The 17269-nt window shown below is 48.4% G+C and carries 14 protein-coding genes; all 14 read left to right on the top strand.

Annotated features, from left to right (window positions below):
* Positions 1 to 494 precede the first annotated feature (494 nt).
* The 14 genes from NNL21_RS00070 to NNL21_RS00005 all read left to right on the top strand — a co-directional run bounded on the left by NNL21_RS00070 (position 495) and on the right by NNL21_RS00005 (position 17016).
* Complete coding sequence (locus tag NNL21_RS00070) at positions 495 to 725, top strand: hypothetical protein (RefSeq protein WP_204815378.1); 231 nt, start codon at positions 495 to 497, stop codon at positions 723 to 725.
* Positions 726 to 867: 142 nt separating this feature from the next.
* The gene (locus NNL21_RS00065; protein WP_204815377.1) at positions 868 to 1218 is read left to right on the top strand and encodes an IolE/MocC family protein; all 351 of its coding nucleotides are present in this window, start codon (positions 868 to 870) and stop codon (positions 1216 to 1218) included.
* 17 nt (positions 1219 to 1235) lie between these two features.
* Entirely contained in the window at positions 1236 to 1628 is a 393-nt protein-coding gene (locus NNL21_RS00060) for a sugar phosphate isomerase/epimerase family protein (protein ID WP_256554976.1), read from the top strand.
* Positions 1629 to 2087: 459 nt separating this feature from the next.
* Positions 2088 to 4508, top strand: coding sequence for a DUF4132 domain-containing protein (locus NNL21_RS00055; protein ID WP_204815375.1), 2421 nt, complete (start codon positions 2088 to 2090; stop codon positions 4506 to 4508).
* A 26-nt stretch (positions 4509 to 4534) separates the two neighbouring features.
* Positions 4535 to 4756 (top strand): hypothetical protein, encoded by a 222-nt coding sequence (locus NNL21_RS00050; RefSeq protein ID WP_204815374.1) that lies wholly within the window; start codon positions 4535 to 4537, stop codon positions 4754 to 4756.
* Between the two features lie 574 nt (positions 4757 to 5330).
* Positions 5331 to 6959, top strand: coding sequence for an ankyrin repeat domain-containing protein (locus tag NNL21_RS00045; RefSeq protein WP_204815373.1), 1629 nt, complete (start codon positions 5331 to 5333; stop codon positions 6957 to 6959).
* A gap of 351 nt (positions 6960 to 7310) precedes the next feature.
* Entirely contained in the window at positions 7311 to 9722 is a 2412-nt protein-coding gene (locus NNL21_RS00040; RefSeq protein WP_204815372.1) for a glycoside hydrolase family 71/99 protein, read from the top strand.
* 350 nt (positions 9723 to 10072) lie between these two features.
* Entirely contained in the window at positions 10073 to 10750 is a 678-nt protein-coding gene (locus tag NNL21_RS00035) for a response regulator transcription factor (RefSeq protein WP_204815371.1), read from the top strand.
* Positions 10740 to 12182, top strand: coding sequence for a sensor histidine kinase (locus NNL21_RS00030; RefSeq protein WP_256554975.1), 1443 nt, complete (start codon positions 10740 to 10742; stop codon positions 12180 to 12182). Before NNL21_RS00035 ends, NNL21_RS00030 begins: the two co-directional genes overlap by 11 nt.
* A gap of 124 nt (positions 12183 to 12306) precedes the next feature.
* Positions 12307 to 13173, top strand: a complete 867-nt coding sequence (locus NNL21_RS00025; RefSeq protein ID WP_204815370.1) for a carbohydrate ABC transporter permease — start codon at positions 12307 to 12309, stop codon at positions 13171 to 13173.
* Between the two features lie 36 nt (positions 13174 to 13209).
* Positions 13210 to 14049 carry a carbohydrate ABC transporter permease gene (locus tag NNL21_RS00020; RefSeq protein WP_204816701.1) on the top strand — a complete coding sequence of 280 codons (840 nt, stop codon included), beginning with the start codon at positions 13210 to 13212 and terminating at the stop codon, positions 14047 to 14049.
* Positions 14050 to 14066: 17 nt separating this feature from the next.
* A complete protein-coding gene (locus NNL21_RS00015; RefSeq protein WP_204815369.1) occupies positions 14067 to 15236 on the top strand; it encodes an efflux RND transporter periplasmic adaptor subunit in 1170 nt (389 codons plus the stop codon).
* 27 nt (positions 15237 to 15263) lie between these two features.
* Positions 15264 to 16622, top strand: a complete 1359-nt coding sequence (locus tag NNL21_RS00010) for an ABC transporter substrate-binding protein (RefSeq protein ID WP_204815368.1) — start codon at positions 15264 to 15266, stop codon at positions 16620 to 16622.
* 115 nt (positions 16623 to 16737) lie between these two features.
* Positions 16738 to 17016 carry a hypothetical protein gene (locus NNL21_RS00005; protein WP_204815367.1) on the top strand — a complete coding sequence of 93 codons (279 nt, stop codon included), beginning with the start codon at positions 16738 to 16740 and terminating at the stop codon, positions 17014 to 17016.
* Positions 17017 to 17269 lie beyond the last annotated feature (253 nt).

Raw genomic sequence — 17269 nt, 5'->3', positions numbered from 1 at the left:
ATCGATATGGTCCTTCTACATTCTGGGATTCGTATCCTTATTTATCTTTTTGTATTTAAGAAATTCCTTTGAAGATGTAGTCGCACACTTTATGAGATAGTGATGTGCTCGCCTCAGCGGCGCATTGCAGAAGAGTTGACCGGATTGTCGGACTACTTAGAAAAGTATGAATGAAAAGAACTGTAGATAATGAATTAGATATTATTAGTATGATTAAATATTAATATTGCTAATGATACCTAGGGACTCAAGTTAATCTAATTGTCGGCAAGATGGCATCATAACGAACGATGGCCACAAGAAGTATTGAAAGCGTTGAATCTACGCTAGTTTAAGATGACTTTGTAGGAGCTTGCTATACGGCAGCTCCTTTTTTTTGAACAAACGGTCAGTTCAACTAAAATAAATAATTACCACCTTACACGCTTATTCTTATGTTAACGTTTAATAAAATAATTGAACGATCAAACATTACTGATTAGGTGGCGATAGACATGACAGTAAAAACCGGCTACCCAGATAACGATCCCTTGTTCAGACATACGCCAGATCGTCTAGAAATGGAGTGCATATGTAAGGAATATTGCTTAGGTAAGTTTGTACATAATCATGGAGACCTTGGAGGGGCATATAACGTCAATCTCAAGATTGAGACGACTAAGGGTTTTTACGTCATTCGAATTGCTTTTGGTCTAGCAAGTGATGACCGCGATTATACTTATTGATCTTTCAGTTATAATGGAAAAGAAGTGATTTTACTAACAGGTTTTCCGTCGGGAGCGGCGAATGGAAATAATGATCACGCAGCGTATTAGGCATAAACAACATGATTGACGGTTGCGATAAACTGTAGGGAGGTCGTACCGATTGAATAATAAGCTGAATATCGGATTGATTGGAATCGTCAACGAGGAGGCCCAACAGGATTTTTGGGGAACGATGGAAAAAGTGGCGGCGATCGGATATCGTGGCATTGAAGGGGCGGAGCAACTGCTTGAGGGCGAGACGGAAGATAATGTGGCCCGATTCCATGGACTCGGTCTGGAAGTATTGACTTACAGCGCTAGCCGGGAACAGCTACGGGATGAGCTTGACCGGGTTCTAGCCAATGCCAAGGCGCTTCAATCGAAGCGCGTCACCGTCTGGTGGGCACCATGCGATACGCACGAAAGCATTCTATCGGACACCAAGCTATACAACGAAGCGGTTCAAGATTAGCCACAGAAGGCATCAAGTTGTGCTATCATAACCACGGTCATGAATTCCGGAACGTATTCAATGGCGTCAATGCGATGGATTTGCTCGCAGAATATACGGACCCGGCCTCTCTGTTCTTCGAGATGGACATCGCCTGGATTTCACACGGTGGCGCCGACCCGGTCTACGTTCTGCGCAAGATGGCGGGACGTGTACCTGCCATACATGTGAAGGATATGCACAGCTACACAGATTCCAATCCGTTTACAGCAGTAGGAACCGGTATTGTCAATGTGCGAGGCTCGATCGCGGCAGCCATGGAAACCGGTATCGAGTGGATGGTCGTCGAGCAGGATCGGATGCGCCACCTGACGCCTTTCGAAACGGCAACGGTTAGCTACTTGAATCTGAAAGAAGCAGGACTGGTATAACCGATCTGAGAATGAAGTAAGCGAGTCGTGATTCCTGCTTATTCAAGCCCGCATCTTTCGCAAGGTTGGGTCAGAACACGCATAATACGAAACAGGTTGCCGATTTTTTCGGCAGCCTTTTCGTTAACGTGCAGAATGAATTAATCTGTTTCCAAAATGTGAACGCGCCTAAATTCTCAACTAATCCAGTAAGTTATTAGGGGCAGTTATATGCATCAATATATGTATGGAAAACAGCATTAGTAGTGCTAGTACTCGTATTGGTAGAGTTAGAATTGGAAATATAGTACACTATTCCCATGACTAACGCACGGTATTAAAAATAGTAAGAGATAGGGATCAATGAAAACAATCCGTCCGCTCACAGAGTGGATTGCAGCTTATCTAGAAGGCAAGATAAGGCATCATGTATAGCATTTTTCAAAGCAGTTCCATCATTCACAAGCGAGGAGTTAACTAATGACCTTTTCGACCGAGCAAGCGTATCTCACGCATATTGAGCAAGTGTTACAAGCACATTCATTTCCACCTTCACGACTAGAGGAGCTTATCGCGTTCTTTCGCGGAGAGCTTCCCTTTGAGGCAATAAGTTTCAATATGAAAGAGCAGTTCGATGATTACCCGTTTTCACAAATTGCGTATGATTTTCAAATTGAAGACAGCCGCGGCAATAAGATTGTGTTTCCCTATGAATGGCCGGTTGTTCACCGGGTCTATCAGTTCTTGATACAAGGAGAGCAAAATTATTACAATTCTATCTTTTTATCTTATCAAATGTGTGATCGCAATCACGAGGATTATAGTAAACTATACGATCTGCTGATCGCAACGATCCCATTTCCAATACTAGTTTCGTTTGTTGTCAAAGAGATGCTCACCTTGCTCACTTATGGCAATGAATACCGGGAAGGTGTGTTTTATAAATCCTCAGAGGCATGGTTGAAAGCACGATTGTTAACCAAGCGGACAGAGGTGCTTATTCAGTTAAAGAATATGACGCCTAAGGGCAGAACATATATGCTCGAGCAGCTCGCGGTTGAAGATTTTGCGAAACATACGACCTTGTTCATCGAGCATCTAGGTGATAGCAGTAAGACCGTCCGTGACAGTATGATCACATTGCTAAGCGGCCATTCCGAGCTGTTTCCTGAGGTCAGGAAAGGTTTGCAAGCTAAGAAGAAAGTTGAGAGAGAGTCGGCCATTCGCATCATGGGTCAATGGAAGGAAGCTGAGGCGCGTGAAGCATTGCGGGCTGCTTATGAGTTAGAGCCGGTGGAAGGTCTGAAAGCCGTTATTGCGGAGTATTTGCCCGCCGATCAAACGGCGTCTTTCCGCGATTATTCCAGCTTTTTCACCTATGCATGTGAGAAAATGGCGATTACAAACAGAGCTGCGCTCGACTGGATCCCATGGGATCGTACGAGCAAGGTTCGTGCGTCAGGCACGGATGCAATTGCTCCGGTCGAAGCACTACAATATTGGACGATGTGCTATGCGCAGCTGTCCAGGATCACAGTCTCGCATGAAGGTAGAATGATCACCCAATATCTGAATACGAGTGACCTTCAAGTCTTTAGTATGGAGCTGCTGCAGCTGTGGATCGAGCTGGGGGCTGAAGCCAAGAAGAAGTGGGTACTGGCGCTTGCAGCCACGCATGGCGGAGAACATGTCGTGCATCTACTGAAGCGACAGCTGGCGGAGTGGCCGCCTTGTGGAAGAGGAGCGATTGCTTGCGAGGCCGTTCGCGCACTTGCGATCTCCAGTCAAGACAGCGGACTTATGCTGGTGGACAACATGGCTCGCAATTTCAAGTACCGTCAGGTAAAAGAGGCGGCAGCAGAAGCCTTCGATTCCGCTGCTGAAGAGCTTGGCGTGGATCGAGAGACGCTGGCTGACCGAATCGTGCCAACACTCGGATTCTCGGAACGCGGGGAACAAACCGTAAATTTCGGCAGCAGAGTCTTCACATTAAAGCTATCCACACGGTTGGAGTTGGAGATTTATGATGCTGCGGACAAGAAGCTGAAGGTGCTGCCGAAACCGAATGATAAAGACGATGCAGATATGGCTAAAGCAGCAGCTGAGCATGTGAAGCTGATCAAGAAGTCACTCAAAACCGTCATTACCACCCAACTATCAAGGCTTGAATACGCACTGGCCTCAGGAAGAAGATGGGACCTTGAAACTTGGATAAAACTGTTCGTTCAGAATCCGATTCTGCAAGGTTTTGCAATCGGAATGATCTGGGGGAGTTACAGAGACGATCAATTGGCGGCTGCTTTCCGTTATATGGAAGACGGAACGCTCAATACCATCAATGAACAGGAGTACATAGTACAGGATAACAGTAGGATTGGTCTTATCCATCCCTTGGAGTTGGAAGCGGATGAGATAGAGCAGTGGAAGACTCAATTGGAGGATTACGAAATCATCCAGCCAATCGTCCAGCTTAATCGTACTATTCATCAGATGACAGAAGCTGAGAAACAGAAGCCTGTAATCACTCGATTTCAAGGTCGAGTTATGCATCCTTTGACTCTGAAGGGCAAGATGACGAAGTTCGCATGGGCAAGAGGGGATGTCATCGACGGCGGGATGTATTATTGCTTCTATAAAGAAGATCCAAGATCAGGCATCGGCATCCAGTTAAACTTCAGTGGAGCGTACGTTGGCCAAGAGGGTGAATTTGAGGAAGAGGTTGTTGTTCGTGAGGCATTTTTCTTCCATAATGGTTCAGCAGCAAGGGGCTACGTTAACGACAAGAGCAGGGACGAAGGTTTAATAGAAGGAAACGCAATACCTCCCCAATTGTTTAGTGAAGCGATTTATGAGCTGGAATTGATCACCGCTTCATTCACTGAAATCGTTGACGAAAGCTAGTATAGCGAAACCTGGAGGAGATGGCTGTGACGGTACATATGATGAAACCTCCGCCAGAGGTGATCTATGAGAGGGAGCTTGAGGCGCTTCGAGCATTGGATCAAGGGCTCAAGCCCATGAATTGGCTGCTCAGTCCAGCTCGAGGATGTGACCGACCGCATGTTTATTTCCGGCATTGGTTGGGAGCTATGAATCGTTTATTCGGCTCCAGTCCTTCATCGATGCGGCAAGAAGTATTCGTCAATTAAGCAAGTTACGAAATTATTATGTGATAGAGTTGTACGCGAGTGCCAAAAGTTCTGTACCGACTATTCATTCACTGTCAAAGAAAACTTGCATGCAAGGAGGCTTTAGTTATAAACAGGAAAATGAACAAGACCCAACGATCATCAGCAAATCATGATTGTTGGGCTTTTGTGAATTTATGGGAATATTGTCGGAGGACAACTCCTAGAATTCAAATTACGAGACCATAGATGATAATGTTGAGGAATGGTTATTCTGGTCAATTCCATAATCCTTACCATTGGGTCTTCTTTACCGATCACCTAAGACCGATGAATAAAAGCAATCCGCAGTCGATGGGCTGGGTTTCATGTTTGTTCCTCCTAATGTTGGTCTACCAACTTCACAGCCTTCTTCAGCATCTCCCTCAGCACTTGAGTTACCCGGCTCCGCCTGTACAAAGTGAGCCGTTGAATGCGTCCGGTCGTTTGCTTATCGGCTTCGACATTATGCTGATAATGTGTTGGCAGCTTCTGGACAGGCATGCAAGGGAAATCTATAGTAAATATATGTGATATATGTTAGGAGGCGGAATCGATGCTGGACCGATTGAACCCGCCAGCTGAGCTGGCTAAAGATGACTATTTACCTGAGACCGGCGAGTATGGCAGTAATGTATGGCGAATGTTGGTAGCTAGTGAGAACGGAGACGTCGAATTGGCGAAGAGTCTGTTGGGGCGTGACGCGTCGCTTGCTAACTGCAGTTGGGGATATTTTTCGCCGCTTCAATTTGCAATTAGGGAAGGGCACATAAATATCGTAAAACTGCTACTACGTTATGGGGCGGTAGCAGCGGATAAATCGCCGATCAGCTGGCAGGATACGCCATTGCAAAAAGCGATCGACCGCGGATATGCTGAGATTGGAGAATTACTAAAGGAACATCTGGAGCGGACACTTCATAGCAATACGCTTGGCGAGACCATCGCGGCAATAATCCGCGAACGCAATGAGGGCGAAGTCATGCAGTTTCTTGACCGCGATCCAGCTGCACTTCATTCCAGTGATGAGCGCGGAAACACGCCCCTTCACTGGGCTGTTATGACGAGGCAGCTGAGACTTATCGATTTACTGATTGAGAGAGGCGCCGATATCGAGTCGATTCGCGGGGACGGCTGTAAACCGGTTCATCTGGCGATATCGGGTGATTACTTCTATCGACCGCATCGAGATCTGCCTACGGACACGATACGCAACCCCTGGTTTATGGTCGGTTACCTGATTTCCAAGGGCGCCGAATATGAGATCGGTACAGCTGCGGCTGTCGGCGATGCGGAACATGTGCTTCGGATTCTTACGCGTGATCCCGAGCAAGCGAACATCAGGGATACATCAGGCCGGTCGCCGCTCTATTATGCTGCCAAACACGGGCATGTACATGTTATAGAGGCACTGCTCGAGTACGGTGCTGATCCGAGTCAGCCAGAGTTCGGTGCGTCGGGGGGCGCAGCACTCCATGCAGCTGCGAGCGGCAATCATATGTCGTGTGCCAAGCTGCTGCTTGCAGCTGGAGCGGATCCGAACGCTGAGGTTGAAGCATCCGGCAACGCGGTGTATATCGCGATGAACAGCGGCTTCAATGACATGCAGCAGATGCTGTACGCTCATGGCGGGTCGGTATCGCTAACATCGGCATGCGCGCTTGGCCGGATCGATTTAGCCGGCGAAATATTAGCGGTTAATCCGGCAGCCGCGAACGCTGGTGACTACGGCCCGTTAGCGCAAGCGGCCAGCTGTGGCTATACTTCAATCGTCCAACTGCTGTTGAACTATAAAGTCGATTTGACAGGCCGGTGGTATGTAAGCAATTATATGAGCTACGCCTTTCAATCCGGAAGCGAGATGGTGAAGCTGCTGCTCGATCACGGAGCGGAACCGAATCATACGAATTGGCTCGGTGTAAGCTACCTTCACTTGCGGGCGATGACGGGAGATACAGAGCTTGCTCGTCTGCTGCTCGACTACGGTGCGGATATCAACGCCGTTGAGGAGGAGAACGGCACAACCCCGCTCGGCTGGGCCGCAAAATACGGCCAGCGAGACATGGTTGCGTTTCTGCTTAAACATGGTGCCGATAAATCCCCCGAGGGTATACAGAAGTGGGCTTCGCCGCTTAAATGGGCCGAGCGAAGAGGACATCATGCAATAGTGGACATGCTGTCTTGAAGAGCTGCATATAAGTCTTCACGTAATCTAAGATTATTCATGAACGACTTCTAAACAAGGAGCAGAGGTTATAACAGCCTAGGCTCTTTGTTTGACTTCGGAGGAGTAGATCATGGTGTGGAGTCCCTTCATCATGAAGTAATGAACCTTAAGCCCCCATTATCAAGGCAATCAAGTATGATAGGGCCAATGCAATAATGGTATCGCTTACACAGCTATATATGGTAAATTATGTACATATGAGTATATATGTAACAGCACGCTAGAATTGTAAAGGTGTACATACAAACCATAGAGGGGAGGAAGCTGCCGTACAGCTGCTGATATGAGGTACCGTACTGCAGTGTCAACATGTATCGTAAATTCTTGCCGATCTTATTCTGTCTCATCATTCTCGTCATTCCTGCTTGTGAATCCAATGAGAATTCGAAGGGGAACATGGAACCGACACCTGTGCTGGAACAGACTAAGGAGGAGCCGCCTGCCGATAGTATAGCCGAGAGTCCGCTTGTGGCGGATATGTTCACAGAAGGCAGCAAAGTGGCAGTTGCGATTGGCGCAAGCGGGAGCGTCGGCGGTCAGTTTGTCGCAACAACAAAATTCAATGCCATAGAAGTCAGTACACCAAGCTGGAGTAATGATATCGGCAGCCTCACATTCTCGTTATACCGCTTTGACTCAAGCTATGAGAAAACCGTGCAAGGCCAACCAGTCATGCGTGAGGAATTCGTTGACTTCAAGGATAATGCTTGGATAAAGCTCGAACATGACTCGTGGGACGCAGGGGAGTATTTATGGACACTTAGCAATGGGGTCGAATCGGTCGGCGTGTGGAAGGCAACGAGTAATTATGCCAATATTGTATCCTATGAAGACGGTCAGCTTGCGGAGGGCAGTTACTACGCGAGAGTAAGCTACCTGGATACACCTGCCGTCACATTCGGAGAACCGTCAGGCGGTCTGGATTTATCCGTGAAAGTAACAACTCCACCGCAATACCAATATCCATCAGACCACGCGCTTCTGACCAAGGATGTGTACGCAGATACTTGGACGGCTACAGATGGGCTTGGTAGAACACTTCCCGGCATAGAAGAAGCTGGTGAGAAGCGCAAAGATAAATTTGTCGGTTTATTCTATTGGACCTGGCATTACAACTTTGCACCATCTACAGAACCTAAGAATGTGAATGAAATCATCAAGAAGAATCCGGAAGCCATTCATGACCTGAACTTCTCGGAATGGGGACCAGTTAGCAGTCCGCATTTCTGGAATGAGCCTTTGTTCGGGTATTATGACAGCACCGACCGCTGGGTTCTGAGAAAGCATGCTGAAATGCTGGCGGATGCGGGGGTTGACGTCATTTTCTTCGACTGTACGAACGGATCTTACACCTGGAAACCTGCTTATACAGCTCTGCTCGAAGTATTTGCCGAGGCAAGAAGCGAAGGAGTCAAAACCCCGCAAATTGCATTCATGCTAGGCTTCGGCCCTTCAGACGAAGCGCTGGTTGCGCTGAAGCAAATCTATCTGGATATTTACAGAAACAATAAATATCAAGACCTATGGTTCTATTGGGAAGACAAACCTGTTATCATGGCATACCCGCAGAAATTGACGCAGCAGACTGCCGATGAGAAGGAGAATAAGCTCCGCGGGGAAATCAAAGATTTCTTCACCTTCCGTCCAGGTCAGCCTTCTTATACATCAGGTGATACGACCGGAGATCAGTGGGGATGGCTATCGGTATATCCGCAAAGAAAATTCGGCACGCAAGAGGACGGCAGCGTTGAACAAATGACGGTCGGCGTCGCGCAGAATCATTCCGCAGCGAAGGGGTTAACAGCGATGAATGGTACGGATGTCTTCGGCAGAAGTCACACGGTACAATTCGGCGTTGATAAGCGCAAGGACTCCAAGCTGTACGGCGCTAACTTTGCTGAACAGTGGGATTATGCCTTGGATACGGACCCCGATTTTATTTTCATCACGGGCTGGAACGAGTGGGTTGCAGGGAGACACGAAACTTGGGGAGGGGTAACGAATGCATTCCCCGATCAATTCAACGATGAGTACAGCCGTGATGTCGAGCCTAGCAAGGGAGAATTGAAGGATCATTATTATTATCAGATGGTGTCTTATATTCGTAAATTCAAGGGTGTCCGTCCTGCTCCAGCCGCTTCGGGAAGCAAGACGATCAACTTGAGCAGCACATCGGATGAATGGGAAGATGTACGTCCAGAATTCCGCAGCTACAAAGGAAATACCAAGCATCGCGATGCTGATGGGTATAAGGGTACACACTACACGAATACGACCGGAAGAAATGATATTGTACTCTCAAAAGTCACCTACGATGCCAAGAATGTTTATTTTATGGTGGAAACCGCAGAAGACTTAACCGCAAAGACCGACAAGGCTTGGATGCGTCTGTTTATCGATACGAAGTCAACAGGCAGCAGCAATTGGGAAGGCTATGAATTCGTGGTAAACAGGGTGAACCCGAATGGCAAAGCGATCGTGGAGGCTTCTACCGGCGGCTGGAAGTGGAAGGAGGTTGCGCAAGCCGATTACGCGATCAAAGGAAAAAGGGTGGAAATTGCAATCCCCCGCGAAGCGCTTGGCCTCTTGAAAGCCAAGATCGATATTCAATTCAAATGGGCAGACAATATGCAGAATGAAGGGGATATCATGGACTTCTATCAATTCGGCGATGCTGCGCCAAGCGGGCGGTTCAACTATCGTTTTGTTACGAAAAAATAAGATTCATGCATCGTTCATGTCACTATGAGATATCTGTAATAGAGAATTTGATCAAATAAGCCGTATACCTGAGCAGAGGTAAGGGGAAACCCTTACCTCTTAGTGTTCTCTGGAAGTAGTACTGTTCTTAAGGGGAGACTCACAATGGGATCGTGAGCCGCAAGATAATTCTACATGAAGAGGGAGGCTTTTTTGCACAGTAGATTTCTTTTTTCGTATTTCGCCATTCTGTTGACACATTGACGCTTTATAATAGAAGCTTGTGCAGCCTAACGAAGCGGGGGGCTTGGAATGAGCGCCAACCATTGTTGGCAACCTATAATTGAGATAGAAACGGAGTGGATCATAAATTGAAGAAAGTATTCGTCGTGGAAGATGAGCGGCCTATTGCCCGTCTGCTTCAAGTGTATTTGGAGAGAGATGGATTCGAAGTCCTGTGCCATACAGGGGTAAAAGATGTGCTGGATGTTTTTCGGTCTTGGAAACCAGATCTGGTACTTCTGGATCTAATGCTTGAGGAAACGCATGGCATGGAAATTCTTCAGCAAATCCGGCAGGATGGAAGCTGCCCGGTCATCATCGTCACAGCCCGGGGTGCGGTCCCGGATCGGTTGGAAGGGTTCCAGCTGGGAGCGGACGATTATATCGCCAAGCCCTTTGACCCGGAGGAAGTGGTGGCCCGCGTCCAGGCGGTGCTTCGGCGCTCGGCTTATTTTGCGGAATCGGAGGTCATCCGGCTGGGAAGTCTGACCGTCGACTATTCGTCGCAGACGGCGATCATGGGTTACGAGCAGCTTCCGCTAATTCCGCGCGATTGGCAGCTGCTTGCCTTTCTTGCCCGTCATCCCAATCAGCGCTTCAGCCGCGAACAGCTGCTGGATTGTGTATGGGGGCGCGATTTCGAGGGAGGGGACCGCTCAGTGGATGCAGCCGTGAAACGTCTGCGCAAGAGCTTGCAGGATTGGCCTGCCAAGGAAGGCGAAATTGCAACTGCCAAGGGTATGGGGTACTGCCTCTGTGTCCGCTGAACGCATACATAGAAGAGCCGTCTCTACTGTTCCTCTCCTGCGGTATTGGACATGGCGATATACGCTGCTCTTGTTGGTGCTGCTCGCCATTATTGGAATATTAGGCGTAGGCTGGATTCGAGAGAACGCGATCAAGCAGCAGTTCGAGGTGCTCGAAGCGAGAACCGAGCTGTTAGCCGCATATTACTCCAAATCCTTAGACGAAATATTGACTGAGAAACCAACCGATCCTTCTGCTCCCGTTGTTGCGATTCCGATGGTTCCCGCTATATCAAGAGATCTTTTCGTTCAAATCTACGAGCTGGATAGCGGTGTGCTGCGTTCGGAAGGGCAGAAGCCTCCCAATGATGAGCCGCCACAGAACAAGCTTCCCCCGAAAGCGAACAAGCCGGAGCGAACGAAGGAAATCATAACTGGAAATCATGGGAAATGGCTTCGGGTTGGCGTGCCATACTATCGAATCAATCAATTCGCGGGTAAATACTATGTGGGCATGAGCGCTAATAACAGCTTCGAGAATACGTATCTGCTGATCTTGACAGCGATCGGCCTCATCGCGATAAGCGGCTGGATGGTCGTCTACATCCTGTCCCGCACGTTGACGAAACCGCTGCGCGAGCTGGCTCTGGCCGCTGGACAAATCTCAAACGGTAATTACAAGCCTGATTTGCCGGATATGGCACAGATCAAGGAGGAGGAAATCCATACCCTTGTCCGTTCATTCGATGAGATGACGACACGGCTGGATCAATTAGAACGTATGCGAACCGACCTGCTCGCGAACGTCTCGCATGAGCTGCGTACACCGGTTACTTCCATTCGGGGTATGATTCAGGCGGTCAAGGACGGTGTGGTAACCGGCACAGAAGCCGATGAGTTTATGCAGCTTAGTATGAATGAAGCGAAACGGCTTCAAATGATGGTCAATGAACTACTCGATTTTACTGCAATGGAGACGGATCGGATTCAGATTAAGGCAGAGAAAGTCGTTCTGATCCCCTTGGTTAGTGAGATTGTCGCCCAGCTTCGAATACTGCCGATATTTGCATCTGTGAAGCTGCGAGTTGATGGGGCCTCTCCCGGTTTGATCTGGACAGGAGATCGAATGCATCTGAAGCAAATCCTGATCAATCTGCTGAACAACAGCGCTGCCTCAGGAGCCGGATGTATCTCCATAACAATATGCCAGACTGGCGAAGGGATCCAGATTGACGTGGCCGACGACGGTAATGGCATAGACCCCGAAGAAGCGCCGTTCATATTCGAGCGTTACTACCGCGGCGACAGCAGACGCAAGAAGAAGCGAGGATTGGGTCTAGGACTGCCGATCTGTCGACTGCTGGCCAAGGCGAATGGCGGACAGGTGGAACTGCTGCAGACCTCCCATGCAGGATCGGTCTTTCGAATCACGTTGAACGCCAAAAACTCATAAAGTTAAGACAAGCGCCGGCCACCGGCGCTTTTTTTTATTCGCGCTTGTCATTCGCCCGTCACACAGGCTGTATATGATACTACAAGTCGGGCAAACGAACATTCGCATTATTGGAGGACTGCTTATGAAGCTCAATCATGCGGCGAACAGAGAAATCATGATCGCATTCTGTTTTCTCATTCCGAGCTTAGCCGGGTTTGCCGTTTTTTATTTGATCCCTTTCGGCCAGAGCGTCATCACTTCATTCCAGGACGGGCTTGACGGCGGAAGCTGGACATTAGCTAATTACAAGGAGCTGCTCGCAAGTTCGTCGTTCAAGAAGGCGTCCGCGAACACCTTCCGGTTCATGGCGATTAGTGTGCCCGCGATTGTCGCGCTTTCGCTTGGACTGGCATTGCTCCTGAACACGAGAGTCTTCTTCCGGAACTGGCTGCGAACCGCATATGTATTGCCTCTTGTTGTGCCTGTCGCATCAATCGTTCTGGTCTGGCAAATCTTGTTCGATTGGAACGGCGCCTTGAACGGCTGGATGGCACGTCTGGGCATGATCCGGATCGACTGGATGAAGTCGGATTGGGCAAGCATGGTCATCGTCCTCATCTACATTTGGAAAAATATCGGTTATAACGTCGTTCTGTTTCTGGCCGGGCTGCAAAACATTCCGGATCAGTATTATGAAATCGCTGATCTGGAGGGGGCGAGTCGGCTGCGGAAGTTCGGCATTACATGGACGTATTTGATGCCGACAACCTTCCTCGTCGTGCTGATGTCCGTATTGAACTCATTCAAGGTTTTCAGGGAGACCTATCTGGTAGCCGGCGATTATCCGCACGACAGCATTTATATGATGCAGCATTATATGAACAACATGTTTCTCTCGCTCGACATTCAGAAATTGTCGGCAGCTGCCGCTCTGATGGCGGCATGCATTCTCGTGCTTGTCACGATCCTGTTCCAGGCGGAGCGGCTGTTTCGATCTTATATGGAGTAGGAGGTGAACCCATTGCGTGATAAACAAGAGCGCGTCATGCCTTTGCTGAGAACGCTGCTTCTGGCAGCGGTAGCCGCAGCACTCTTGATGCCAGTCATCCTGACGGTCGTCAATTCGCTTATGACGGAACGCGAGATTTTGTCGAATTACGGAATGCTCGGAAGGACGGATACAAGCGACTTCGTCAATTTGAAATGGATCCCGGATTGGGTTTCTTTCGTTCAATATTTCAATGTCCTGATTGCTTCGCCCCAGTTTCTCTACATGTTCTGGAATTCGGTCATGATGGTCTTGCCGATCGTAGCCGGTCAGACAGCGGTAGCGGCGATGGCTGCCTTCGCCTTCGGGAAGCTGCGCTTTCCGGGCCGCGAGCCGCTGTTCTTTCTGTATCTGATTACGATGATGATGCCATTTCAAGTGACGCTTGTGCCTAACTATATCATGGCCGATCGGCTTGGCTTGCTGAACAGCCCGAGCGCTATCATTTTGCCGGGGGTATTCGCCGCTTTCGGGGTTTTTCTGCTTAGGCAGTTCATGCTGCAAATCCCGGGCAGTTATATGGAAGCCGCCAAGATGGATGGGGCGGGGTACTTGCGCATCTTTATTTCGATCGCATTACCAATGGTAAAGCCGGGAATCGCGGCTTTGGTCGTGCTGCTGTTTGCCGATTACTGGAACATGGTCGAGCAGCCGCTTATTTTTCTGCAGAATGCAGAGCTCCAGCCTTTGTCGGTCTTTCTGTCCAGACTTCAGAAAGAAGCATTCGGCGTCTCTTTCGCCGCCTCGGTCATTTATATGATTCCGATGCTGCTCTTGTTTATGACAGCGGAGAAGTATTTTATTGAAGGCATTCAATTGTCAGGCATTAAGGGATAGGGGAAAAGGAGTTACATATGAAGCAGACACGACAACGCGCGGCAAGCATCCTATTGATATCTTTCTTCGTTCTGATGGCCGGATTGACGCTGTTTAGCCATACGTTCCAGACGGCCATGCTGCCAAAAGCAACCACGGAGAATCCGCATAAGAAGACATTGAGCCATGTCATCAAGGGAACCGGCCCGCTCACGGCCATCGAGAAGAAAGAAATAAACAGCGTTAGCGGCGGGAAGATCGCGACGGTCCATGTCAAGAAGAACATGATCGTAAGGAAAGGCCAGGTTCTGATAACGTTAGGGCGCGACAACGAGGAGCAGCTTCGGCAGCAGCTGCTGGAGGCAGAGGTGCAGCTGAAGAAGCAGAGTTTGAACCAGGAGACGCTGCGAGATCGATATATTGCAGCCCGGCAAGCCGGTGACGATTCTGAGATTCGCAAGGCGAAGCGCGATTTGCAGCTCGATCAGCTCGACATGGACCTCGCACAGCGAAAGATTGAAGGAATGCGCAAAGATTTGGAGCATAACAGTACGGTAACCGCACCTTACGATGGGAGGGTGTCGGAGCTTCAGGTGGAGGATGGCGATGCTGTCTCACCGGGGCAAAGTCTGCTTACGCTCGTCAAGTCCGGCGCCGGCTTCGAACTATCTCTTGTGATCGACGAGGCAGCGGCGAATTTGCTGCAGACCGGAAGCCAGATTCCAGTCCTTGTCAAGAAGACAAAGGACAAGCTTGTACAGATGGAGGGCACCGTATTCGAGATCAGAGAAGCGGGCACCTCAGGCGGCGGATCTGCGCTGGACGGACAAGGTGCTGGCAGCGGTATGGCGTCCGGAGGTGGAGCAGAAGCGCCGAAACCAGGGAAGACGGTTGTCGTACATGTGCCGGGAGATAGAATACAAGAAAACGAAGAAGCAACTGTCTCCATGGAAATCGCGGCGAAAGAACAAGGGCTGGTTGTACGCAAAGAACTGCTGAAGAAGGACGGCCAAGGCAGTTATGTGTTTCTGATCCGGGAGAAGAAGCGTTCACTGGGTAACACCTACACGGCGGAAAAAGTGTACGTAACGACGGGAGATGAAATCAACGGCGAGGTTATCATTCTACAGGGGCTTACGATTAGCGACAACATTCTTACCGAATCAAGCGAGCCGCTCCAAGAGGGCAATCATGTTCGATTATATTAAACCATTCCATGAAAAGGATGATAACTCATGAAGCTTAAAGGAATTGTCACGATTATGGCATTCGTATTACTCCTGACTGCGTGCTCAGGCAATAATGCAGCGCTTCCGGCTGCCGATGGTTCCGGAATACCGGACACTCCATCGGATGGCAAGAAAACCGTCGTCGTCGCGGTCCAGGGAAGCAACAAATTTCTGGAAGACGCCGCGAAGAGATTCGAAGAGGCACATTCGGATATCGATATTGAAATCAAGTCTTATATGGCACTTCCGGAAGCGGACGGCAACGGGATGACCGCCGCAATTTCACTAACAGATATTGAGAAATATGTACAGACGGTCACGACTCAGATCATGGCTGGCAAAGGCTCGGATTTGATCGTGATGCAAAATTTGCCGCAAAGCAAATTCGTGGAGAAGAACATACTGGTCAATTTATATGATCTGATGGATAAAGATTCCGCGTTCAACAAAAGCGATTACTATGCTAACATTCTCAGAACCGCGCAGGACGGGGAAGGTTTGTATGCGATGCCGTTCTCGGTCATTCTTGAAGTTATCCAAGGCCGGATCGATCTGCTGGAGAAAGGGAAGATCGAGATCGACGACGATACATGGACGTGGGAGCAGTTCAAAGCGATCGCGAAGAAATTGAAAGAGCAGGAGGGACCGGATTATTACGCCTTCATCAATCTGTTCCCGGTGAATTTGTTGTCGAGCTATATAGAAGACAATTATACAGAGTTGGTTCAGCCGCACGGAAAGGCGAATTTTGATTCGGATGCGTTCCGGGAGATGATGCGTCAAATCAAGTCCATGTATGACGAACATGTGCTTCAAGCTGAATTTACGTATGATTACGATAAAGCATTGTTCTCGCTAGGATCCTTCACTAGTCCAGAAGAAGCTCTGCGATTGATGACAATGCCGAGGAACAAAATTTTCAAGAGCCCTACGGCGAAAGGTGAATCCAAGGGAATTCCCTACCGGTCCTCGATGAACCTAGGCATGAACAGTAAATCAAAGGTCCAGCAGGAAGCATGGGAATTTATGAAGTTTTTACTATCCGAGGAGATGCAGAGGTCACCGGAACTGCTTGGATTCCCGGTGAATAAGAACGTTACAGTGAAAAGAATCGAGGAAGCCGCGGCTAAGCTTGCGAAGGGAGATTCCGAGTATGCTCCGTTTGTTCCCGATTCTACCACAATTCAAGCAAAAGCTGCCGAGATTAAAGAAATGATGGAGAAAGCAGGCGTTAAGCTGGATATGGATTTCAAAGTCATGACAATCGCCATGGCGGAGTTTGACACCTACATGAGCGGCCAGAAGCAGGCGGAAGAGGTCAGCAAGCTCATCCAAAATCGTGTAATGACCTATTTGAATGAATAAGCGGATGAACATGAAGTTACCTCTTGGGTGGGGTTAATTGAAGAAAGGCTTGGAACATGGTAATCTCTTCATTAACATGAGATGTTATATTCTGAAAGTGAGGAGCGAGACTACCATGTCATTGAAATACAGTTATAATGAAGATGTTGTAAAGATTATCGAATCGACGAATGAATCGGATTTTGAATTTGACATCAAGCTTAGTGAAGAGGAGCACAGGGCTGGAATAAAGAAGCTTCAGAGAAGCTTTGAAGACAATAAGGTGTACACCGATGTCTTGTTTTATCCCTATGATCAACATCATTATCGAATAATTGTACGTCAAGATTATTATGTAGATTTTATATTAGCGCTTATGAAGCATCATCTCATCGAGCGTGTCGAGTGGAGTTAAGCCTCATGAATAACCTCAGTAATCGCCTTTGAATGTAACAAAGGGGCGGTTACGGGACTGTTGACAAACGATCCAATTTAATAGGTTTTTGAAGGGCCGTGTAGAATTAGTTTCTATACGGTCTTTTCTATGGAGGGCAAAGCTATGATGGGTATAGATGGAGTAAAACAAAATCAATTGATGTATATATGCTTAGATGATCTCGTACCTCAAGACCACCTGTTGCGAGATATTCGAAAAAAAGTGGATTTCA

Source organism: Paenibacillus mendelii, from assembly GCF_024498075.1.
Taxonomy (GTDB): Bacteria; Bacillota; Bacilli; order Paenibacillales; family Paenibacillaceae; genus Paenibacillus_Z; species Paenibacillus_Z mendelii.
The sequence above is the reverse complement of the archived record's forward strand: the minus strand, read 5'-3'. Positions and strand labels throughout refer to the sequence as shown.